We start from the raw sequence: 20,576 nt of genomic DNA, 5'->3' as shown, positions 1-20,576 counted from the left end.
CGAGCGCTGTGCCCACCCCACCGCACCGCACAGAGGAGAACAACTGTGCCGTACACGAGAAAGCCGGACCCGGTCGACGCGATCGTCGTCGGCCTCGGGGCGACCGGCGGCACCGCCGCCAAGGTGTTGTCCGAGGCCGGGATGAAGGTGGTCGGTTTCGACCGCGGCCCGTGGCTGCGCGCGCAGGACCACTACTCCGGGGACGAGCTCAAGTTCATCAACCGCAACTACCTGTGGCCCGACCCGAAGCTGTTTCCGCGCACCCTGCGCCACGACGAGGACTCGGTGGCCGAGGTGTTCCCGTTCTCCCCGACCCCCCAGCTGGTGGGCGGGGGGACCAACCACTGGGCGGGCTGGGTTCCGCGGCCGCGGGAGTCGGACTTCATCCAGCGCTCCCTGCACGGCGACCTCGACGGCGCGAACCTCGCGGACTGGCCGATCCGCTACGAGCACCTCGAGCCCTACCTGACGAAGGTGGAGTGGGAGTTCGGCGTGTCCGGCATTGCCGGTGCCGACAAGTACGAGCCCTTCCGCAGCAAGGGTTACCCGAGTCAACCGCTGCGCCCGACCCGTTTCGGCAAGCGGTTCTACGACGCCTGCAACAAGCTGGGCATCAACGGCTTCCCGATCCCGCACGCCATGGTCACCAACCGGCACAAGGGCCGGGATCCCTTCAACACCACCAGTTTCTGGAATCAGTACGGTGACCCGAGCACAGCGCGGTCGAACACCCTGACCACCTTCATCCCGGAGGCGGTCGCGACCGGCAACTTCGAACTGCGCCCGGAGTCCTTCGTCCGGGAGATCAAGGTCGGCAAGGACGGGCGCGCGACCGGCGTCGTGTACATCGACCCGGACGGCAACGAGGTGCAGCAGGACGCCGAGGTCGTCATCCTCAGCCTCGGCGCGATCGAGTCCGCGCGGCTCATGCTCATGTCGAAATCGCCGCAGTTCCCGGACGGGCTGGGCAACTCCAGCGGCCAGGTCGGCAAGAACGCGACCTTCCACGAGTACCTGTTCGCGGTGGGCCTGTTCGACCAGGAGATCGACGATCCGTTGTACGGCTGGACCGGTAACTACATCAGCGGCGGCTCGTTCGAGTTCTACGAGACCGACGAGAGCAGGGGGCACATCGGTGGCTCGCTGATCTCGGCCTCGCAGACCTGCCACCCGATCAACATGGTCTTCCCCGGCCGCCCGACGTGGGGCGAGGGGATGAAGGACGCCGACCGCAACTACTTCAGCTTCGCCATGAAGATCGGCCTGATCCTGCACGACATGCCGGTGGAGTCGAACCGGGTGGACCTGGACCCGACCGTCAAGGACGCGTGGGGGCTGCCGGTCGCCCGCATCACGCACAAACCGCACCCGAACGACGTCGCGATGGGCAAGTGGCAGGTCGACAAGAACGCCGAGATCCTGCAGGCGGCAGGTGCGCGCAAGACCATCCCGGTGTACCTGCAGCGGATGACCGGCAACACGTGCCACCAGCACGGCACGGCGCGCATGGGCACCGACCCGGCGAAGACGGTGCTCAACGAGTGGTGCCAGAGCCACGACGTGGACAACCTCTTCGTCGTGGACGGCGCGTGCTTCCCCACCTCTACCGGCGTCAACCCGACACTCGCCATGATGGCCAATGCCTGGCGGTGCAGCGAGTACATCGCCGAGGTCTACGCCAAGGGCCGCGAAGAGCACCTCAAGGTCGGCTGATTCCGCGCACCAGAAACAGGTGCCCGAGACGAAAGGAGTGACGTCGTGACCCTCAAGGCCGACTGGGAGATCGTCGGTGCGCCGGTGGATCCCGATTCCGACGAGCGGCTCTTCTTCACCGAACACGGCTGGGAGACCATCGAGGCGGCCGCGGCCCGCATCATCCCCACCGACCGCGACCCCGGTGCGCGCGAAGCCCGCGTCATCGTGTTCCTCGACCGGTACCTGTCCGGTAGCGACTACATCTTCGCCGCCGCGGACGGCAGCGGGTTCCTGAAACTGACCGGAAAGTTCGCCGACGCCTGGCGGGCACGCATGGCCGACATGCAGCAGACCTACCGCGACGGCATCAAGCGGCTCGACGAGATCGCCGGCAGCGAGTTCGGCAAGCAGTTCAAGGAACTCGGTGAGTCCGAACAGGACCATGTCCTGGAAATCCTGTCCGGGGCGCCGAAACCGGCTCCGGTCACGCTCGGCACGAGCGAGGCGGTCGGGACGTTTCTGCAGGGTGTCTTCGACGAGGGTCTGCCGTTCTTCGACGCCCTGTGCCTGCATGTCCGGCAGGGTTTCTACTGCGATCCGGTCTACGGCGGCAACAAGGACCAGATCGGCTGGAAGGTGATCGGTTTCCCCGGTCCGAAGTCGCTCAAGGACACCATGGACGGCACGTACAGCACGACCGAGTACTTCGTGCAGGAATACGACTGGCACGAGCTCGTCCCGTACCTGCGCGAGCAGGTCGGCGACTAGACCCCGCCGCACTCGCCGGATAGCGCGCCTTCCGGAGAAAGCGCGCCATCCGGCGTTCTCAGTCACGCGAAACAAGGAGCTCGACACATGCGAATCACCGGTGTCTCCGCGACGCCGCTCGGTTCTCCGCTCGACGGAGAGCTGCGCTGGGGGGCCATGGCCGTCCGCGTCAAGGGCGGGGTCGTCGTCCGGGTCACCACGGACGAGGGGCTCGAAGGGATCGGCGAGGCCGGTTTCTCCGCGGAGTACTTCCCCACCGTGGGGCCGATCATCAACTCCCAGCTCGCGCCGATGCTCATCGGCAAGGATCCTCGTGACATCGGAGCGCTGTGGCAGCAGATGCTCGACGCGACGCACATGTGGGGCCGCCGGGGCATCGAGACCTACGCGATCAGCGGCGTGGACATCGCGCTGTGGGACCTGCTCGGCAAGATCGCCGACCAGCCCGTCTACCGGCTGCTGGGCGCGTCGAAGTCCAGTGTGCGTGCGTACTTCGCACCGTCGCTCAAGCCCACCGCCGAGATCGTCGAGGAGTGCCGGACCGCCGTGGCGGACGGGTTCAGCGCGATCAAGCTGCGGGCCACCAAGGACCTCGCCCAGGCGGTCGAGCTCGTCGGGTCCGTGCGGGACGCCGTGGGCCCCGATGTCGATCTCATGGTGGACGCCAACATGTCCTACGACCGCCGCGGTGCGCTGCAGCTCGCCCGCGAGCTCGAGGCCCTGGGCGTGGCCTGGCTCGAAGAGCCGATCCTGTCGCGCAGCCTCACTCAGTACGTGGACGACCATTCCTGGCTGGCCGATCGCGTCTCGCTGCGGCTGGCGGGCGGCGAGTCGCTGCTCACCCGCTTCGAGTACATCGACCTGCTCACCCGCCGCACGTTCGATGTGGTGCAGCCCGACTGCACCAGCGTCGGCGGGATCTCCGAGGCCAAGCGCGTGGCGGATCTGGCCAGCACGTGGAACCTGACGTGCGTGCCGCACATCGCGTGTTCGTCGGGCACCGGCGTCGCGCTGGCCGCCGGGCTGCACCTGATCCTCGCGTGCGAGAACGCGCCGCTCATCGAGGTCGATGCCTACGGCGGCCCAGGCTGGGACGGCCTGCTGAAGAACCCGCTCGAGGTGCGGGACGGGTACGTGACCGCGCTGGACGCGCCCGGCATCGGTGTCGAACTCAGTCCGGACGCCTACGAGCGCTTCGCGGTGTCCCCGGCATGAGTAACGCGTTGTTCCCGCGGCCCGAGGTCATCGCGATCCTGCGGGCCGCCTCGGCGGACCGGTTCCGTGAGGTCGCGGAGTTGCTCTACGAGACCGGTGTCCGCGTCATCGAGCTCACGCTGACGACACCGGGCGCGGTGGACGCGCTCGCGGATCTGCGTGCGCGCCTGCCGGGCGACGTCGTGCTGGGGATGGGCACCGTGCTCACCGAAGCCGACGTCGAGGTGTCCGTCGCCGCCGGTGCGGGATGCCTGTTCACCCCGACCTGCCGGCCCAACGTCATCGAGGTCGCCGGTGACCGCGGCGTGCCGATCGTGGCCGGCGCCGCCACGCCCACGGAGATCTACGACGCGTACGCGGCGGGTGCCTCCGCGGTCAAAGTGTTTCCGGCTGCGCAACTGGGCGGCCCCGGTTTCCTGCGTGCGATCCGGGCCCCGCTGCCCGCCCCACCCCTCGTGCCGACGGGTGGGGTCGAAATCAGCGACGTGGGCGAGTACTTCGCGGCGGGCGCGGCCGCGGTGGGGCTCGGCAGCCCGCTGCTGGGCGACGCGTTGCAGGACGGGGGTCTGGGCGCCCTTGCCGACCGGGTGCGGGTGGCGCTCGCAGCACGGGACGCGGTTCCGGTATGACCGGCGGGCTCGTGACGATCGGCGAGACCATGGCGCTGTTCAACCAGCCCGGCGTCGGGAAGTTGCGGCACATGAGCAATCTGACGATGGGCATCGGCGGGGCCGAGTCCAACGTGGCGATCGGTGTCGCCCGGCTCGGCCTGCCCGCGGCGTGGATCGGCCGCGTCGGCGCCGACGAGCTCGGGGAGCTGGTGCTGGCCCGGATCCGTGCCGAGTGCGTGGATGTCAGCGCGGCGCTCCGGGATCCTGGCGTGGCCACCAGCCTGATGATCAAGGAGCGGCCGTTGCCCGGCGTCGTCCGGGTCTCGTACTACCGCAGGGGCGGCCCCGGCAGCCTGCTTCGCCCGTCCGATGTGGACGAATCCCTGGTAAGGCAGGCGCAGGTCCTGCACGTCAGCGGGATCACGCCGGCGTTGAGTCGGAGCGCGTTGGAGACTGTCCGGGCGAGCATCGGCCTGGCCCAGGATTCCGGTGTGGCGGTGTCGATGGACGTGAACTACCGGGCCGCGCTGTGGTCCGCGGAGGAAGCAGCACCGGTCCTGCGGGACCTGGTCCGGCGCTGCGACGTCGTTTTCGCCGGCGGTGACGAGGCCGAGTTGCTGGGAGTGAGCGGTGAGCCGCATGAGCAGGCTCGAGGCCTGGCCGGCCTAGGTCCGGCGGAGGCCGTCGTGAAGCTCGGCGCACGCGGTGCGGTGGCCTGCGTCGGGGGTGTGTCGCACACCGTGGCGCCGGTTCCGGTCGAGGCCGTCGACGCCGTCGGGGCGGGCGACGCGTTCGTCGCCGGGTACCTCGCCGAGCGCATGCTGGGTAAGCCGCCCGAGGAGCGCTTGCGCACCGCCGCGGCTTGCGGGGCGTTCGCCGTCTCGGTTCCCGGTGACTGGGAAGGATTCCCGAGCAGAGCCGAACTGGATCTGCTGACTACGAACCAGGGAGCCGTCCTCCGGTGATACCGCCCGGGTTCACCGGAGATGGTGGTACCACCGGCGCTCTCCGTGAACAGCTTTCGACGCCCACGAGGGGGGCGCTACCGCGCCGGACATGGTGGCGCGAAAAGTGAACCACGACCGACGCCACGCCACGACCCCGTCGACGCCTTTGCCGGTCGAGGCCGACGCCAGCGCGTCCGGGTTCATCCTGCCCAGGGCGGCCACCATCTTAGTGACGCCGGCATGTTCGCAGTCCAGGACCGTGGTCGATCGCGGCACGGGTGGTGAAATCCACGATCGCACGATCGACGCCTCAGTCGCCGTCTGCCCAGTCCAGGCTGCGCTGGACAGCTTTGTGCCACTGGCGCAGGGTCCGGCCACGAGCTTCCGGCGTCATCGCTGGGTTCCACCGCTTGTCCTCGGACCACAGCGCGCTCAGCTCGTCCTGTCCGGACCAGTACCCGACCGCCAGTCCGGCGGCGTAGGCGGCGCCGAGTGCCGTGGTTTCGGTGATCCGTGGCCGCACCACCGGCACGCCGAGGAGGTCGGCCTGGAACTGCATCAGCAGCTCGTTGCCGACCATGCCGCCGTCGGCGCGCAGTTCGGTGAGTTCGAGCCCGGCGTCGGCGTTCATCGCGTCGACGACTTCGCGGACCTGGAACGCGGTCGCCTCCAGGACGGCCCGCGCGAGGTGGCCGCGGTTGACGTAGCGGGTCAGGCCGACGAGCGCGCCGCGGGCGTCGGCGCGCCAGTGCGGGGCGAACAGGCCGGAGAAGGCGGGGACGAAGTAAGCGCCGCCGTTGTCGTCCACGGTGCGCGCCAGCGTTTCGACGTCGGCGGCGCTGTCGATGAGTCCGAGGTTGTCGCGCAGCCACTGCACGAGTGACCCGGTGACGGCGATCGAACCCTCCAGTGCGTAGGCCGGCGGGCGGCCGGCGATCTGGTAGGCGACGGTGGTGAGCAGGCCGTTGGTGGAGGGCGCGGCCCTCTCCCCGGTGTTGAGCAGGACGAAGTTGCCGGTGCCGTAGGTGTTCTTGGCCATCCCCGGTTCGAAGCACACCTGGCCGAACGTCGCCGCGTGCTGGTCGCCGAGCGCCGCGGCGATCGGGACGCCGTCGAGGACCCGGCTGCCCCGCGCCCTCCCGTAGACCTCCGCGCTCGGCCTGATCTCCGGCAGCATGGACAGCGGGATGCCCAGCTCCCCGGCGATCGCCGCGTCCCACGACAACGTGCCCAGGTCCATCAGCAGTGTGCGCGAGGCGTTGGTGACGTCGGTGCGGTGCACGCCGCCGTCCGGCCCGCCGGTCATGTTCCACAGCAGCCACGAGTCGATGGTGCCCAGCAACAGCTCCCCGCGTTCGGCACGCGCCCGCGCACCGTCCACATTGTCCAGGATCCATTTCGCTTTGGGGGCGGCGAAATAGGTCGCCAGCGGCAGTCCGGTGACCTCGCGGTAGCGGTCCGGCTCGCCGAGCTCGCGCACGATCCGCGCCGTGCGGGTGTCCTGCCAGACGATGGCGTTGTAGACGGGCTCCCCGGTGCGGCGGTCCCACACCACCGTGGTTTCGCGCTGGTTGGCGATGCCGACCGCCGCGATCGCGGACGCGGACACACCGGCCCGCGTGAGCGCCTGGCTCACGACATCGCGGGTATTGGCCCAGATCTCGCGCGGGTCGTGCTCGACCCAGCCCGGCCCCGGCAGCACCTGGGTGTGCTCGCGCTGCGCGCTCGCCACGGGAGAACCGTCGTGGTCGAACAAGATGCACCGGGTACTCGTGGTGCCCTGGTCGATCGCGGCGACATAGGTCATGGCGCACTTGCCTTTCCTAGGAAACGGAACGGGAGTCCCGGGCGCGCAGCCGTGCCGTGGCGGCGGCGACGTCGTCGGGCAACTGGTGTGCCGCACGCTCGGCGGAGACGCGCTCGGAGTACGCCTCGACCTCCGCGTCGCGGGTGCGGGCGTCCCAGCCCAGGACGTCACCCATGAGACCGGCGACGGCCTCGGCTGCCTCCGTGCCGCGGTCGCCGCACTCGATCGACACCCGGGTCCGCCGGGCGAGCACGTCGTCGATGTGCAAGGCGCCTTCATGTGTTGCGGCGTAACGGATTTCGGCCTTGAGATGCTTTTCGGCGCCGGGTACGGGTGCCAGCAGGCCGGGTTTGCCGGCGGCCGGAGCGAGCACCTCGCCGGTGAGGCTCCCGTAGCGGTCCAGCAGTGCGCGCACCAGCCGTTCCTCGAGGCCGTAGTCGGTGGCCAGCCTGCCTGCCCGGTTGACGAGCGCGTGGTAGCCGTCGGCGCCGAGGATCGGGATCATGGCTGTCACCGACGGGCGCAGGCCCGGCAGGTCCGGCGCCGCCGTGTCGATGGCGTCGGCCGCCATGACGCGGTAGGTCGTGTATTTGCCGCCCGCGACGGAAACCAGCCCAGGCTGCGACCGCGCGACGGCGTGCTCACGGGAAAGCGCTGTCGTGTCGCCGCCGGACCGTTGGGCCAGCAGCGGGCGCAGCCCCGCGTACACCCCGAGGATGTCGTCGGTGGTCAGCGGCCGGGTCAGCACGGAGTTGGCGTGGTGCAGGATGTGCGCGATGTCGGCACTCGTGGCGGCGGGGTGCGCGGCGTCGAGGTCCCACGGTGTGTCCGTCGTGCCGATCACCCACCGGGCACCCCACGGGATGAAGAACAGCACCGACTTGCCCGCGCGCAGGATGAGCCCGGACTCGCTGCGGAACACCTCCCGCGGCACGGTGATGTGCACGCCTTTGGACGCCCGCACCGTGAACGGGCTGTCCCCGCCGGCGAGTTCGTGCACGCGGTCGGACCACACCCCGGCGCAGTTGACCACCACGCGGGCGCGCACGTCGGTGACCGCACCGGTCTCGACGTCCCGGACGCGGGCGCCGGTCACCCGCTTGCCATCCCGGTGCAGCGCAACGACTTCTGTCGAGGATCGCGCCACCGCGCCGTGCGCGGCGGCAGTGCGGACCAGCGTGAGGGTGTGCCGGGCGTCGTCGACCTGAGCGTCGTGATAACGCAGGGCGCCGGTCAGCGCCGCCGGGTCGAGCCCGGGCGCGAGCGTCAGCGCGCCCCGGCGGGTGTAGTGACGGTGCCCGGGCACCGAGCGGGCGCCGCCGAGGTGGTCGTAGAGCAGCATTCCCGCGCCGATATAGGGCCGCTCCCAGCCGCGATGCCGCAGCGGGTAGAGGAACGACACCGGGCGCACGAGGTGCGGCGCGAGCGTGCTGAGCATCAGCTCCCGCTCCCGCAGCGCCTCACGCACCAGCGAGAAGTTGAGCTGTTCGAGGTAGCGCAGGCCACCGTGGAACAGCTTGCTCGACCGGGACGACGTGCCCGCCGCCCAGTCGCGCTGCTCGACGACCGCGGTGCGCAGGCCGCGGGTGGTCGCGTCGAGGGCGGCGCCGGTCCCGGTCACGCCGCCACCGACGATGAGCACGTCGAAGGTCCCGGTGCCCAGCTGCGCCCAGGAATCGTTGCGCTGCCGGGGATTCAGTGCGCTCACGTCGGCAGCCCGTTCCCGCGCTCGGCGTAGATCTTGAGGACCTGTTCGCGGGGCAGCACACCGCACCGGCCCGCCCAGGTTTCGTACGCGTCCGCGAGCTCACGCACCAGGCCGGGGTGCTCGGCGGCGACGTCGTGCAGTTCGGTCCGGTCGCGCTCCATGTCGTAGAGCTCCCAGGCCAGGCCGTATTTGCGCACCAGCTTCCACTTTCCGCGGCGTGCGCCCGCGTTGCCTTCGTGCTCCCAGAACAGGGTCCGGCCGGGATCGCCGGGTTCGCCGCGCAGCGTCGGCAGCATGCTGTGTCCCTCCAGCGGCAGAACCGCACGCCCGTCGAAGCGCTCGGGGTAGTCGGCGCCGGCCGCTTCCAGGACGGTGGCCATGACGTCGGGCAGCTGGTGGGCGTTCGTGCGCACGGTCGCGGTGCTGCCCAGGCCTTCGGGCCAGTGCACGACGAACGGGGTGGCGATGCCGCCCTCGTGGATCCAGTGCTTGTACTCGCGGAAGGGCGTGTTGGACAGGTTCGCCCATGCGGTGCCATAGGTCGCGTAGGTGGATTCGGGGCCAGGGACCACATCGGGGCCGTTCCCGGGGATCACCGGGTCTCCTTCGCGCGTGGTGGGCGCGAAGTCGACGAACGCGGTGACGAAGTCCAGTGCGGTGTCCGGTGGCATTTCCTCGGCGCAGCCGCCGTTGTCGGACAGGAAGACGAACAGGGTGTTGTCGAGCCTGCCCGCTGCGTCCAGCTCGTCGATGATGCGGCCGATGCCCTGGTCCATGCGGTCGATCTGCGCGGCGTAGACCGCCATGCGCAGTGCTTCCCATTCCTTGTGCTCGGCGTCCTCCCACGCCGGCACGGACGGGTCGCGGTCGGTCAGCGCCCAGTCCTCGTCGATGATGTCGTCGGCGACCAGCCGCCGCAGGCGCTCTTGCCGCAGCGAGTCCCAGCCGGCCGAGAACCGTCCGGCGTACTTGGCGATGTCCTCTTCGAGCGCGTGCAGTGGCCAGTGCGGCGCGGTGTAGGCGACGTAGAGGAACATCGGGTCGTCCGGGCGAGTGGCATCGTGGTCGCGGACGAACGACACGGCGTTGTCGGAGATCGCGTCGGTGAAGTAGTAGTCCTCCGCGGTGGCTTCGTGCTCGATGTTCTGTTCGTCGCGGGTGAGGGTTGCCGGCTGGAAGTAGCTTCCGGCGCCCGCGAGCGTGCCGTAGAATCGGTCGAAGCCGCGCCGGGTCGGCCAGGCGTCGCAGGGTTCACGCAACTCGCTGGACAGGTGCCACTTGCCGGACAGGTAGGTTCCGTAGCCGGCGGGCCGCAGCGCCTCGGCGATGGTGACGCACGAGTCGTTGAGCGTGCCGGGGTAGCCGTCGGGGGAGTCGTCGTAGTTGAGGATTCCGATCCCGGTCTGGTGCGGATGCAGCCCGGTGAGCAGCGAAGCGCGCGACGGGCTGCAGCGGGCGGTGTTGTAGAACTGCGTCAGCCGCGCGCCGTAGGCGGCCAGCCGGTCGAGGTTGGGCGTCGACACCTCACCGCCGTAGCAGCCGATGTCGGAGAATCCCATGTCGTCGGCGAGGACGAGCACGATGTCAGGTTTGCTGGGCACGATTGTCTCCCGGTCGAAGTGGACGGTCACCGGCCGGCGGTGGCGGCGGTGCTGGGCGCGCAGCTGTTGTCCCGGTTGAGCCGCGAGGTCTCCGGGGTGAAGGCGAGCGCGACGAGCGCGATGACGGCGAAGATCAGTATGTACAGCGCGACCGGCCAGGACTTCCCGCCGGAGTTGCCGACCAGCGCGGTCGACACGGCAGGCGCGATCGCCCCGGAGGGCAGCACGCCGAGCTGGTAGACGATCGACATGCCGGTGTAGCGCACCCGGGCCGGGTACAGCTCGGCGAAGAAGGCTGCTTCGGGTCCGAACAGCGTGCAGGCCCCGAAGGCCCAGCCGATGATGATCCCGATCCAGATCAGCGGGGTGGCCTTGGTGTCGATCATCGCGAACACCGGGAACGCCGACGCGCCGGAGATGGCCGCGCCGATCATGAGCACGGGCCGGCGGCCGATCCGGTCGGACAGCCTGCCCGTGACCGGGATGACCGCGAAGCCGATCACCGCGGCGATGAGCAGTCCGTTGAGCGCCACACCTTTCGGGAGGCCGAGCACGATGGTGGTGTAGGTGAGGATGAAAGCGTTGTAGACGTTGAACGTCAGGCTTTCGCAGAATCGGGTGCCCATCGCGAGCACGGTGAGCTTCGGGTACCGGCGGAACACCTCGACGACGGGCACTTTCGCCTGGGCGCGGGATTCCACGATCCGCTCGAAGACCGGCGGTTCGGAAACCTTCAGCCGCACGAACATGCCGACCAGCACCAGCACGATGCTGCACAGGAACGGCAGGCGCCAGGCCCACGACACGAGCGCGTCCTCGCCGAAGGCACCGGCACCGTTGACGGCGAGCGTGGACAGCAGCAGGCCGATCGGAACCCCGGTTTGCGGCCAGCTGCTGAACAGGCCGCGGCGGTCCTTCGGCGCGTGCTCGAACGTGAGGATCGCCGCCCCGCCCCACTCGCCACCGAGGCCGATACCCTGCAGCATCCGCAGGACCAGCAGCAGAATCGGGGCCCAGACGCCGATCGTGGCGTAGCCGGGCAGCAGGCCCATCGCGAACGTCGAGCCACCCATGATCATCATCGTGGTGACGAGCATCTTCTTGCGGCCGAGCCGGTCGCCGAAGTGGCCGAAGATCAGCCCGCCGATCGGCCGGGTGACGAATCCCGCCGCGAAGGTGCCGAAAGCGACCAGCGTGCCGGTGAGCGCGTCGAACTTGGGGAAGAACTCGGTGTTGAACACCAGCGCGGCCATCGTGGCGTAGAGGAAGAAGTCGTACCACTCGATGACCGTGCCGATCACGCTCGCCAGGGTGACCTGGTTGATCGACGCGGGTTTGTCCGGGGAACGGGAGTGCCTCATTGGACGCCCTTCTGCGGCTCGGCAGCCGGTCGGTTGTCTAGAAATGGGACAGTGGACCAACAGGCGGGACGGTGGTACTGTCTCTCATGGGCGGGGTGATCGTCAAGCCCCCGCAGTTCGCGTCGTTCAGCTTGGGAGGAACCGGTGAGTGAGGCGTTGCGCAAGGCGATCTCGATCCTCGACGCCCTGCGGGACGCACCAGATGATCTGAGTGCCCGGGATCTGGCCGTCCGGCTCGACATTCCCAAGAGCACGGCCCAGCGACTGCTGCAGACTCTGGAAGAGTCGCGGATGGCGATGCAGGACCCGGTGAGCCGCAAGTACCGGCTGGGCCCGCACACGCTGGCACTGGGCATGGCTTACCGGGAGCGGCTCGACCTGCGCAACGCGGCGCTGCCGCACATGCGCGCGCTGCGGGACGCGACCGACGAGACCATCGGGCTCTCGGTCGCGATGGGCGCGCAGCGGATGTTCATCGAAGAGGTGCAGAGCCAATCGGAGCTGCGCACCCACTCCGAACTGGGCCACCCCTATCCGCTGTGGGCCGGAGCTCCGGGCAGGGTGCTGCTGGCGCACCTGCTGCCCGCAGAGATCGACGCCGCGCTGAACAAGGCAGGGGACGCGCCCTGGCAAGCAATCCGGCTGCGTGGCCGCGACGAGTTCGCTGCGAGGCTGGCCGAAATCCGCAGCACCGGCCACGACCGCGCCTTCGACGAGACGATAAGCGGCGTCAGCGCGATCGCGGTCCCGGTGCACGACGCCTCTGCGCGGGCTGTCGCCGCGCTGTCCGTCTCCGGTCCCAGCGCGCGCATGAGCGACGCCGAAATGGACCGCATCCTCCCCGAGACCCTGGCCGCGGCCGAGCGGATCAGCCACGGCCTCGGCGGCTGACCTTCCGTTCCGGCGGCGAACGATCCGACGACGGTAGCTTCAGCTCCGCGAGATCAAACGCCGGTAGGCGAGAAGGCAGGGGCGACGCGCGTCGGTCTCCGGCGCGATGAAACTGGTCGTGAGCTGCCGCACCCACTGTCCGAAGTCGTCATTGCCACCACGAAAGCATTGCGGCGCATGTCATTTCGAGATCGGATCAAGACCTACGGTAGGACCTACGGTTGGCGTTGATCTGCTCGTGGTTGGCCATCGCCCACTCGGCGAGCGCCATCACCAGCGGCACCAGGCTCCGGCCCAACTCGGTCACCTCGTACTCGACCCGAGGCGGCACCTCGGCATAGGCGGTGCGCACGACCAGACCGTCCTCGACCAGGTGTTTGAGCGTCAGCGTCAACATTCGCTGCGAGATACCGGCAGCGGCCTGCTCCAGCTCACCGAACCGCAGCGGGCCGGAACGCAGGGTGCCGATCACCAGCAGACTCCACTTGTCACCGATCCGGTCCAGCACCTCGCGGACCGCGCCACCGTCCCGGATGCGCGGCGGGCGGTCCGTCTTGCGTATGACCTTCGCCATACCCGAGCCTCCTTCCTGGACACATACATCGATGTGCCTTTTGTGGCCGACCCCTTGCGCACAGACCATCAGGCTACGCACAAGTCGTAAGGATTGGGGAATACGGTGAACATCGCACTGTGGATCGCCCAGGGTCTGCTCGCATTGGTCTACCTCGCCGCGGGCGGGCTCAAGGTCGTGCGGCCGCGTGAGCAGCTGGCCGCGTCGGGCAACTTCGACTGGATGAAGGACTCGTCGGACACTGGCGTGAAGGCGGTCGGTCTGGTGGAGATCCTCGGCGCGCTGGGCGTGATCCTGCCCTGGCTGACCGGGATCGCCCCGATCCTCACTCCGATCGCCGCGGTCGGCCTGGTCGTGGTGCAGATCGGCGCGCTTCGGGTGCACCTGGTCCGCGACGAGCGCCAACCGTTGCCCGCCAACGTGCTCCTGCTGCTGCTCGCCGCCTTCGCCGCGGTCGGCCGCTTCCTGGGCTGACCTCTCATTCTCGGACGTCGCGCTACTTCCACTCTCCCGGCGACGTCGCTCACTGGCTCGGGCGGCCTTGAAGCGTGGCCCGAAGCGAAAGCCGTTTCCTGACCGGGAATCGCGTCCGGTCGTGGCATGCCCGGACATCGCTGCCCTCGGCTTCCCGGCGCGGCGCACCGCCCGTGTCCACCACGATCTTGCCGGGGCGACACGGGCGGCGCCGGCGGGATCAGCTCGCGTCGGCGGGGGCGACCGCGGTGACCCGAGCGGTCGTGCCTTTCAGGGGCGCCCCGGCGGGCCAGGCGACGGTGGTGGAGGAGCCGTCGGGCCCGGTGGGCAGGTTCAGGTTCAGCGCGTCGGGCAGGAAGGTCACCGGCGCGGCGGCGTCCTGCAGGATGCGCGATTCGGCCGGATGACCGGCGGTCAGGTTCACCGGCACCGGGACGGCGCCCGGAGCGTCGGGCGTGACGGTGGTGTCACTGGCGTTGTTCTGCCCGCCGGACACGAAGCTCAGGCCGGTGGGCACGCCGTCGAGCCGGCAGTTCGTGGTGGGAGCGGCGGCGGTGTAGGTGATCAGGTACGCCTCCTGGCCCGCGGCGTGCGCGGCTTCGGGTGTGACGGTGATGTGCACGTCGGAAACCCCACAGGGCTCGTCCGAGGGCATCGCGCTGGCCGTGCCCCCAGCCAGCAGCAGGCTTCCGGCGGCGATCCCGCCGGCGATGGTCGCGGTGGCGGCGCGCTGGATAGTCTTCATCATCATCATTTTCCCTTCGGTGTGGGACAGGTGCGGCGCAGTCGAGTGATCAGTGGATCGCACTCATACCAAGAGATGCCCGAACCACCGCCGGCGATGCCTCCACGTGGTATGGACCTCACTGACGCAACCCGGCGCGGCTTCACACGTCCCTCGTGACGAAGGCAAGCCGCCAAGTACCAGAAGCGACAGCGCGCCGATCGCGAGGATCGCCGAGGGTTTCCTGACGTCACTCCTGCTGCCGGTGTTCGGGACCGGTCAATCCGGCCATAAGACCCGGACGGCGTCCGTAAAGCCGGCGACGCCGTCAGGGCCGAGCACGGCCAGTTCGAGCAGGAAACCGGGCAGGACGGCCAGGATCGCCTGGGCGAGCGCCTCGGCGGAGGTGCCGGCCGGCTCGCCGCCGAGCCCGCGGTGCCGGACCAGCTCGGCCATGTCCTCGCTCATGGTGGTGATGGCCGCCCGCAACCGTTCGGCCAGCGCGGGGTTGCGCAGCGCCTCCGACCACACCATCAGCGCGACGGCCGCCAGATCGCGGTCCGCGTGCCGCTCGGCGACCGCCTGCAGCAGTTCGGCCAGCACCTCGCCGAGCCTGCGCTCGCCACCGCCCTCGGCCAGCGCGGCGCGCAGTGTCTCGGCGACGTCGTCCAGGTTCTGCGCCGCGACGGCGAGGATCATGTCCTCCTTCTTGGGGAAGTACCGGTAGACCGCGCCCGCCGAGCGGCCGGACTCGGCGAACACGTCCTGCATGGACGTGCGGTGGAAGCCGTTGCGGACGAAGCAGCGGCGCGCCGCCTCCAGGAGCGGACGTCCGTTCTCTTTAACGAAGGAGGGGCCCATGCGACTGTCACTACCGGAAAGTGCAGCATCACCGCGAACGGGCCGAGGAACGCCCCGTCCGCCTGCCGCACGGTCATGCCGGTGAACTCGTCGGTGGCCACCATCTTCTCGAAGAGCCGATAGAGCGACTCCTGCTCGGTTGTCAGGTCCGCCGGGGCAAGTGCCGGAGGCCGCCCGGCCGACGTCACCGTGGAGGAGAACCTCGCCGCCGACGTGACCGGCGCCCTGCTGCGTGGCGGCCCGCTGCCGCAGACCACCTGCCGCGCCGTGGCCGAGACCCTCGGCCAGGCCGCGCTCGACGCCCTGGTGCTGCTCACCACGCAGTACCAGGCTGCTCAACGCCTACGAGGTCCCCGTGCCCGCCGAGTGAGGAACCATGACTGAGCACCCCGACTTCGGCACTTTCGGCCGGTTCACCGAAACCCGGGGCATACCAGCCTACGACTTCACCATGGCGTTGCGGGGGCTGGTGCCCGGGCCGCACCAGATCTGGCTGGCGAACCCCGCGCTGTCGCAGACCACGCAGGACATGTTCCGCCGCGCGCGGGACCTGCTCGGCGAGGCCGGCATCGTCGACGTCACCGTCCTGATGGGCTGGTTCACCGCCGTTTCGCTCACCCTCGTGGCCTTCGAGGTCCCGTCGGACGCCGTCGGCCTGGACCAGTGACAGGAGAGAGACCATGGCCATGACCCCGCTTCCCGGCGTCACCGTGACCCCGGTCGCCTACTTCCCGAAGGGCCACTTCCTGGAGAACCTCGCCGTCCGCGCCGACGGTTCGGTGCTGATCACCGCGGTACTGCAGAAGGAACTGTGGTACGTACCCGCGAACCCGGCCGCGGAGCCGGTCGAACCGCTGCTGCTGCACACCTTCGACCACCTGGTCACCGGGATCGCCGAGGTCGAACCCGAGGTGTTCGTCCTGTGCCTGACCGAGGGCTACACCACCCACGAGTCCCACCTGGTACGCCTCGACCTCACCGGCTGGCAGCCCGGCAACCCACTCACACCGGAGGTCCTCCTCACCTTCGACGACCGGGTCCGCGCGCTCAACGGCTCCTGCCTGCTCGGCCCCGGCGTGCTCACCGTCGCCGACTGCTTCGCCGGCCTGATCTGGCGCGTCGACCTCACCCAGCGCACCGGCCGAATCTGGCTGGCGCACGACACGATGGGCGACGACCCGGACAGCGAGGTCGACCCACCGCCCCAGCCCGGCGTCAACGGCGTGCGCTACAGCCCCCGCACCGGCTACCTCTACTACACCTCCACCGCCCAACAGGTCTTCATGCGCGTCCCGGTCGACCCGGCCACCCTCGACCCGGCCGGCCCGCCGGAGTTCGTCACCGCCCTGTCTGACGGTGACGACTTCTGCGTCGACGACGAAGCCGGTGTCGCCTACGTGACAAGGCATCGCGCCAACACCCTCGACCGGGTCCCGCTGGTTCCCCGGTACGGCAGCGAGGTGCGCCACCTCATCGGCGACCCGCTCGCCCCCGTCATGGTCGGGCCCTCCAGCGCCGCCTGGGGCCGCGGCCCCGAGGACACCGGCCGGGTCATCTACGTGACCACCGACGGCGGGACCACCGCCCCACCCGACGGTGCCGTCCGCCACGCCGCCCTGTTGCGCTTCGAACTCACCGACGCCGAGCAGGAGTAATCATGACCCGGCACAATGACCGGCGAGGTCACCATCGAGACCATTGTGGACGGTGTCGGTGACGGGTTCGAGGTGGTCGTGCTGCGCGCGTGATCGGCACCCTCGGCTGCGGGTTTCCTTCCCTGCCGAAGGCGTTCACGCGCGGCGGTTGGAGCTGTTCGTCGTCTGCCAGCGGCGGCGGAGGTCGTCCCCGTAGGTCGCCAGATCGCTGCCGTAGGCGAGGTTGTTGATACCGGGACGCACGACCGTCAGCTCGCCGCTTCGGCGGCGGTGGTGGCGCTCTGGGTGCCGGTGACGTTCGCGCTGCTCATGTAGAGATGCTCGAACGTGGCGATGATTCCGCCGAGCTCCGGTACCCACGGTGCGGAGGTATGTCCAAATCGGACTCACTGACGCCGACCGGCTGGTTGCCCGGGCGTTTCTTCGCGATGTTGACCGCGGCGCCGTGTCTGCCGACCACGGTGTAGGCCAGCGGTGAGGGCGTCGACACGATGATCGGCAGCCCGGACCGCAGCGCCTCCACAGCCTGCTCGACACCGTGATCGTCGATGGGCAGGACTGGCATGGTGTTCCTCCGGTTCACACACTCCGCAAAGGACGAAGAAGCCACTTCTCGATGCTAGGACCTGCGCCGGGTCGCCATCGTGGGACTGGTGGTGTAGCCCGGGTGGAGAAACTCTCCACCCGGGCTACGGCCGCTGTCCCACGACGAACCCTTGTCTTCCCCGTAACTTCGCCGGGCGCGGGCGCCCTTGGGAGGGAGGCCGGCTACCCCTTGCTGGGGTCCAGGTAGATGGTCTTGAACACCTGGTAGGAGTGCAGGCCCTCGGGTCCCAGCTCGCGGCCGATGCCGCTGGACTTGATGCCGCCGAACGGCGCGGTGGGGTCGTTGGCGTAGGCGTTGACACCGATCGTTCCCGATTCCACCCGGCGCGCCACGGACTCGCCGCGGTCGGGGTCAGCCGTCCACACGCTGCCACCGAGCCCGTACTCGCTGGCGTTGGCGATCGCGACCGCCTCGTCCTCGTCGCCGTAGGGGATCACCGACAGCACCGGACCGAAGATCTCCTCCTGCGCGATCGTGTGCTGGTTGTCGACGTCGGCGAACACCGTGGGTTCGACGAACCAGCCGCGGTCGAGTCCGGCCGGCCGGCCGCCGCCGGTCGTGACTCGCGCGCCCTCACCGCGTCCCTTGGCGATGTAGGACTCCACCCGGTCGCGTTGGCGCGCCGACACCAGCGGGCCGACCTGGGTGGTCTCGGCGAGCGGGTCACCGATGGCGAGCGAGCGGGCCAGGTCGGTGACGGCGTCCACGACCTCGCCGTAACGGGACCGCGGAGCCAGCACCCGGGTGCCCAGCCAGCAGATCTGGCCGTTGTTCAGCAGCGTGGCGGCGAAGAAGCTCTCGATGGTCTCCGACAGGTTCGCGTCATCGAGGACGATCGCGGCCGACTTCCCGCCCAGCTCCAGCGTCACCGGCCGCAGCAGTCGGCCGCAGGTCTCCGCGATGGCCCGTCCCGCCGCCGTGGAGCCGGTGAACGACACCTTGTCCACTCCGGGATGCGCGATGAGGTAGGCGCCCAGTTCGCGGCCACCCGGGACGACGCTGAGCACGCCCGCGGGCAGTTCGGCTTCGGCGGCGGCCTCCGCCATCAGCATCGCGTCGAGGACCGTCTCCGGGGCGGGTTTGAGCACCACCGTGCACCCCGCGGCCAGCGCCGGGGCCAGTTTGAGGAAGGTGATCGCCTGGGGAACGTTCCACGGCACGACCGCGGCGACCACGCCGACCGGTTCGCGGATCACCCGCGAGCTGCCCCCGAGCATGCCCGGCCTGGTCTCCTCCTGCGGCGAGCAGGTGACCAGCTCGCTGAAGTACCGCAACAGCACCGGCGGGAAGCCGCCCTCGAACTGCTGTGCCAGCGAGATCGGCATCCCGTTCTGGACGGTGACCCGCCGCGCGGTTTCCTGGGCGCGCTTTTCCAGTGCCACGGCGAACCGTTCGAGGACGTCGGCGCGCTGGTGCGGCTCCCAGCGGGACCAGCCGGCCGGGTCGTCGAAGGCTCGGCGTGCGGCGGCGACCGCGTCGTCGACGTCCGCCTCGGCGGCCTCGGGGACGGCGCCGAGCAACTCCTCGGTGCTCGCCGAATGCACGTCGATGCGGTGTTCGGTGGCGGGTTCGGTCCACTGCCCGGCCAGGTAGAGCCGGTCGTAGTCGATGGTCATCGGGACTCCTCGGGCACGAGCACGATCTTGACCGCGTCGCCCCGGTGCTGGGCGGCGACGGCTTCGTTGATCTGGGAGAACGGCATGGTGGTGACGAGCTTGTCGAACGGGAACCGTCCGGTGCGGTGCAGTTCCAGCAGTTCGGGCACGAACACGTCGGGGTCGCTGTCGCCCTCGACGATGCCCATCACCCGCACACCCAGCACCTGCGCCTGAATGAGGTTCAGGACCAGCGCGGCCTCGGGATCGGACGGGACACCGATGATGCCCACCTTGGCGCGGTGGGCGAGTGCGGACATGGCGTCCTGCAGGACGGCGGCGATCCCGGTCGTGTCGATCGCGTGGTCCGCGCCGTCGGGAACGATGGAGCGCACCTGCTCGGGCAGCGGCCCGGCCGCCGGATCGACCACGTCGGTGGCACCCAGTGACAGGGCGAGGTCCCGCCGCGCGGGGTGCGGCTCGACGACGATGATCCGGCTCAGTTCCCGCACCACACCGGCCAGGACCGCCGACAGCCCGACCGAACCGCCGCCCAGCACGAGCAACGACGACCCCGGTTGGCAGTCCAGCGAGTTCAGCACCGCGCCGGCGCCCGTCTGCACCCCGCAGCCGAGCGGGCCCAGCACGGCCAGCGGCGCGTCGTCGGGCACCTTCACCACGTTGCGTTCCCGCGCCAGCGCGTGGGTGGCGAAGGAGGACTGGCCGAAGAACGCCGAGCCGACTGGTTCGCCGTCGCGGGTCAGTGGGCTGGTGCCGTCCTGGCGGGCGCCGCCGAAGTTGTAGGCCATGAAGTCGTGGCAGTAGGCGGGCTCGTTGTTGCGGCATTCGCGGCAGCGGCCACAGCTGTCGAAGCTGAGCACGACCTTGTCGCCCACTGCGACCTTGGTGACGGCGCTGCCCACCGCGGTGACGACGCCGCTGCCCTCGTGCCCGAAGACACCGGGCAGCGGGAAGGGCAGGTGGCCGTCCTTGGCGGCGAGGTCGGTGTGGCACAGGCCGACCCCGGCGATCTCGACCACGACTTCGTCGGGTGCGGGATCGGCCAGGGTGAGCTGGTGCAGCTCGAAGGTGCCACCGATTTCGGTGGCGACCGCGGCGGTGATGTCCATGCGGACTCCTTTGTCCAGTGGGAGAGGGGTCAACCGTTGGTGTCGGGGACCGTGACGCGCACGCCCTGGCAGTCCTCGGTGAGGATCAACTGGCAGGACAGGCGCGAGTTCGGCCGCACGCCCTCGGCGTATTCAAGGAGATCGCGCTCCTCATCGGTTGGCTCGTCGAAGCACGACGCACCCTCCTCGACGAACACATGGCAGGTGGCGCACGAGCAGCTGCCCCCGCATTCGGCGACGATGCCGGGCAGGTTGTTGCGGACCGAACCGTCCATGACGCTCTGTCCACTGGGGACGTCGAGGGCGTGGGAGGCCCCGTCGGGCAGCTCGTAGGTGACCTTGGGCATGGTGG

The 20,576-nt window shown here is 69.6% G+C and carries 21 protein-coding genes; 10 read left to right on the top strand and 11 right to left on the bottom strand.

Going from position 1 to position 20,576, the window contains the following annotated elements; translation table 11 throughout:
* Positions 1-45: 45 nt before the first annotated feature.
* The 5 genes from LWP59_RS25515 (at position 46) to LWP59_RS25495 (ending at position 5,254) form a co-directional block, all read left to right on the top strand.
* Positions 46-1,713, top strand: a complete 1,668-nt coding sequence (locus LWP59_RS25515; RefSeq protein ID WP_144633742.1) for a GMC family oxidoreductase — start codon at positions 46-48, stop codon at positions 1,711-1,713.
* A gap of 45 nt (positions 1,714-1,758) precedes the next feature.
* Entirely contained in the window at positions 1,759-2,463 is a 705-nt protein-coding gene (locus LWP59_RS25510) for a gluconate 2-dehydrogenase subunit 3 family protein (RefSeq protein WP_144633744.1), read from the top strand.
* Positions 2,464-2,550: 87 nt separating this feature from the next.
* On the top strand, positions 2,551-3,678 hold the full coding sequence (locus LWP59_RS25505; RefSeq protein WP_144633747.1) for a mandelate racemase/muconate lactonizing enzyme family protein: 1,128 nt from the start codon (positions 2,551-2,553) through the stop codon (positions 3,676-3,678).
* Positions 3,675-4,307 carry a bifunctional 4-hydroxy-2-oxoglutarate aldolase/2-dehydro-3-deoxy-phosphogluconate aldolase gene (locus tag LWP59_RS25500; protein WP_144633750.1) on the top strand — a complete coding sequence of 211 codons (633 nt, stop codon included), beginning with the start codon at positions 3,675-3,677 and terminating at the stop codon, positions 4,305-4,307. Before LWP59_RS25505 ends, LWP59_RS25500 begins: the two co-directional genes overlap by 4 nt.
* Complete coding sequence (locus tag LWP59_RS25495) at positions 4,304-5,254, top strand: sugar kinase (protein WP_144633753.1); 951 nt, start codon at positions 4,304-4,306, stop codon at positions 5,252-5,254. The genes LWP59_RS25500 and LWP59_RS25495 overlap by 4 nt, the downstream gene beginning before the upstream one ends.
* A 292-nt stretch (positions 5,255-5,546) precedes the next feature.
* On the opposite strand, the gene glpK is transcribed toward LWP59_RS25495, so the two are convergent.
* From glpK to LWP59_RS25475, 4 genes are read right to left on the bottom strand one after another with little or no spacing between them, the layout of a single operon-like run.
* Positions 5,547-7,043 carry a glycerol kinase GlpK gene (glpK, locus tag LWP59_RS25490; protein WP_144633756.1) on the bottom strand — a complete coding sequence of 499 codons (1,497 nt, stop codon included), beginning with the start codon at positions 7,041-7,043 and terminating at the stop codon, positions 5,547-5,549.
* A gap of 16 nt (positions 7,044-7,059) precedes the next feature.
* Positions 7,060-8,751, bottom strand: a complete 1,692-nt coding sequence (locus tag LWP59_RS25485) for a glycerol-3-phosphate dehydrogenase/oxidase (protein WP_229858505.1) — start codon at positions 8,749-8,751, stop codon at positions 7,060-7,062.
* Entirely contained in the window at positions 8,748-10,352 is a 1,605-nt protein-coding gene (locus tag LWP59_RS25480; protein ID WP_144633759.1) for an arylsulfatase, read from the bottom strand. The genes LWP59_RS25485 and LWP59_RS25480 overlap by 4 nt, the downstream gene beginning before the upstream one ends.
* 26 nt (positions 10,353-10,378) lie before the next feature.
* The gene (locus tag LWP59_RS25475) at positions 10,379-11,713 is read right to left on the bottom strand and encodes an MFS transporter (protein ID WP_144633762.1); all 1,335 of its coding nucleotides are present in this window, start codon (positions 11,711-11,713) and stop codon (positions 10,379-10,381) included.
* Between the two features lie 144 nt (positions 11,714-11,857).
* Between LWP59_RS25475 and LWP59_RS25470 the strand changes: the two genes are divergently transcribed.
* Positions 11,858-12,604 carry an IclR family transcriptional regulator gene (locus LWP59_RS25470; RefSeq protein WP_144633765.1) on the top strand — a complete coding sequence of 249 codons (747 nt, stop codon included), beginning with the start codon at positions 11,858-11,860 and terminating at the stop codon, positions 12,602-12,604.
* Between the two features lie 196 nt (positions 12,605-12,800).
* Here the strand turns inward: LWP59_RS25470 and LWP59_RS25465 are convergent, their stop codons facing one another.
* The gene (locus LWP59_RS25465; protein ID WP_144633768.1) at positions 12,801-13,178 is read right to left on the bottom strand and encodes a winged helix-turn-helix transcriptional regulator; all 378 of its coding nucleotides are present in this window, start codon (positions 13,176-13,178) and stop codon (positions 12,801-12,803) included.
* Between the two features lie 105 nt (positions 13,179-13,283).
* Between LWP59_RS25465 and LWP59_RS25460 the strand changes: the two genes are divergently transcribed.
* On the top strand, positions 13,284-13,652 hold the full coding sequence (locus LWP59_RS25460) for a DoxX family protein (protein WP_144633771.1): 369 nt from the start codon (positions 13,284-13,286) through the stop codon (positions 13,650-13,652).
* 220 nt (positions 13,653-13,872) lie between these two features.
* Here LWP59_RS25460 and LWP59_RS25455 read toward each other — a convergent pair whose 3' ends face one another.
* The gene (locus LWP59_RS25455) at positions 13,873-14,397 is read right to left on the bottom strand and encodes a DUF4232 domain-containing protein (protein ID WP_229858502.1); all 525 of its coding nucleotides are present in this window, start codon (positions 14,395-14,397) and stop codon (positions 13,873-13,875) included.
* Positions 14,398-14,655: 258 nt separating this feature from the next.
* Positions 14,656-15,237 carry a TetR/AcrR family transcriptional regulator gene (locus LWP59_RS25450; RefSeq protein ID WP_144633778.1) on the bottom strand — a complete coding sequence of 194 codons (582 nt, stop codon included), beginning with the start codon at positions 15,235-15,237 and terminating at the stop codon, positions 14,656-14,658.
* A gap of 189 nt (positions 15,238-15,426) precedes the next feature.
* Between LWP59_RS25450 and LWP59_RS25445 the strand changes: the two genes are divergently transcribed.
* The 3 genes from LWP59_RS25445 to LWP59_RS25435 are packed head-to-tail and all read left to right on the top strand — an operon-like array spanning position 15,427 to position 16,892.
* A complete protein-coding gene (locus LWP59_RS25445) occupies positions 15,427-15,621 on the top strand; it encodes a hypothetical protein (RefSeq protein ID WP_144633781.1) in 195 nt (64 codons plus the stop codon).
* On the top strand, positions 15,614-15,904 hold the full coding sequence (locus tag LWP59_RS25440) for a hypothetical protein (RefSeq protein ID WP_144633783.1): 291 nt from the start codon (positions 15,614-15,616) through the stop codon (positions 15,902-15,904). The genes LWP59_RS25445 and LWP59_RS25440 overlap by 8 nt, the downstream gene beginning before the upstream one ends.
* Before the next feature lie 13 nt (positions 15,905-15,917).
* Positions 15,918-16,892, top strand: a complete 975-nt coding sequence (locus LWP59_RS25435; protein ID WP_144633786.1) for an SMP-30/gluconolactonase/LRE family protein — start codon at positions 15,918-15,920, stop codon at positions 16,890-16,892.
* A 307-nt stretch (positions 16,893-17,199) separates the two neighbouring features.
* On the opposite strand, the gene LWP59_RS25430 is transcribed toward LWP59_RS25435, so the two are convergent.
* From LWP59_RS25430 to LWP59_RS25415, 4 genes are all read right to left on the bottom strand, one after another.
* Positions 17,200-17,457, bottom strand: coding sequence for a hypothetical protein (locus LWP59_RS25430; protein WP_144633789.1), 258 nt, complete (start codon positions 17,455-17,457; stop codon positions 17,200-17,202).
* A gap of 203 nt (positions 17,458-17,660) precedes the next feature.
* Positions 17,661-19,115: an aldehyde dehydrogenase gene (locus LWP59_RS25425; protein WP_144633792.1), complete on the bottom strand. Its 1,455-nt coding sequence runs from the start codon at positions 19,113-19,115 to the stop codon at positions 17,661-17,663.
* Positions 19,112-20,224 carry an NAD(P)-dependent alcohol dehydrogenase gene (locus tag LWP59_RS25420; protein ID WP_144633795.1) on the bottom strand — a complete coding sequence of 371 codons (1,113 nt, stop codon included), beginning with the start codon at positions 20,222-20,224 and terminating at the stop codon, positions 19,112-19,114. The genes LWP59_RS25425 and LWP59_RS25420 overlap by 4 nt, the downstream gene beginning before the upstream one ends.
* 29 nt (positions 20,225-20,253) lie before the next feature.
* Positions 20,254-20,571, bottom strand: a complete 318-nt coding sequence (locus LWP59_RS25415; protein ID WP_144633798.1) for a 2Fe-2S iron-sulfur cluster-binding protein — start codon at positions 20,569-20,571, stop codon at positions 20,254-20,256.
* Between the last annotated feature and the right edge of the window lie 5 nt (positions 20,572-20,576).

Source organism: Amycolatopsis acidiphila (assembly GCF_021391495.1).
GTDB classification, from domain to species: Bacteria; Actinomycetota; Actinomycetes; order Mycobacteriales; family Pseudonocardiaceae; genus Amycolatopsis_E; species Amycolatopsis_E acidiphila.
Note: the sequence above shows the minus strand (reverse complement) of the source record. Positions and strands in the feature narration are given on the sequence as shown.

Excerpts from the sequence above, each read along its gene's own strand:
- LWP59_RS25415 (WP_144633798.1), bottom strand. The coding sequence starts at position 20,571 with ATGCCCAAGGTCACCTACGAGCTGCCCGACGGGGCCTCCCACGCCCTC.
- LWP59_RS25440 (WP_144633783.1), top strand. The coding sequence starts at position 15,614 with ATGACTGAGCACCCCGACTTCGGCACTTTCGGCCGGTTCACCGAAACC.
- LWP59_RS25500 (WP_144633750.1), top strand. The coding sequence starts at position 3,675 with ATGAGTAACGCGTTGTTCCCGCGGCCCGAGGTCATCGCGATCCTGCGG.
- LWP59_RS25465 (WP_144633768.1), bottom strand. The coding sequence starts at position 13,178 with ATGGCGAAGGTCATACGCAAGACGGACCGCCCGCCGCGCATCCGGGAC.
- LWP59_RS25475 (WP_144633762.1), bottom strand. The coding sequence starts at position 11,713 with ATGAGGCACTCCCGTTCCCCGGACAAACCCGCGTCGATCAACCAGGTC.
- glpK (WP_144633756.1), bottom strand. The coding sequence starts at position 7,043 with ATGACCTATGTCGCCGCGATCGACCAGGGCACCACGAGTACCCGGTGC.
- LWP59_RS25435 (WP_144633786.1), top strand. The coding sequence starts at position 15,918 with ATGGCCATGACCCCGCTTCCCGGCGTCACCGTGACCCCGGTCGCCTAC.
- LWP59_RS25430 (WP_144633789.1), bottom strand. The coding sequence starts at position 17,457 with ATGCCAGTCCTGCCCATCGACGATCACGGTGTCGAGCAGGCTGTGGAG.
- LWP59_RS25455 (WP_229858502.1), bottom strand. The coding sequence starts at position 14,397 with ATGAAGACTATCCAGCGCGCCGCCACCGCGACCATCGCCGGCGGGATC.
- LWP59_RS25495 (WP_144633753.1), top strand. The coding sequence starts at position 4,304 with ATGACCGGCGGGCTCGTGACGATCGGCGAGACCATGGCGCTGTTCAAC.
- LWP59_RS25425 (WP_144633792.1), bottom strand. The coding sequence starts at position 19,115 with ATGACCATCGACTACGACCGGCTCTACCTGGCCGGGCAGTGGACCGAA.
- LWP59_RS25450 (WP_144633778.1), bottom strand. The coding sequence starts at position 15,237 with ATGGGCCCCTCCTTCGTTAAAGAGAACGGACGTCCGCTCCTGGAGGCG.
- LWP59_RS25505 (WP_144633747.1), top strand. The coding sequence starts at position 2,551 with ATGCGAATCACCGGTGTCTCCGCGACGCCGCTCGGTTCTCCGCTCGAC.
- LWP59_RS25420 (WP_144633795.1), bottom strand. The coding sequence starts at position 20,224 with ATGGACATCACCGCCGCGGTCGCCACCGAAATCGGTGGCACCTTCGAG.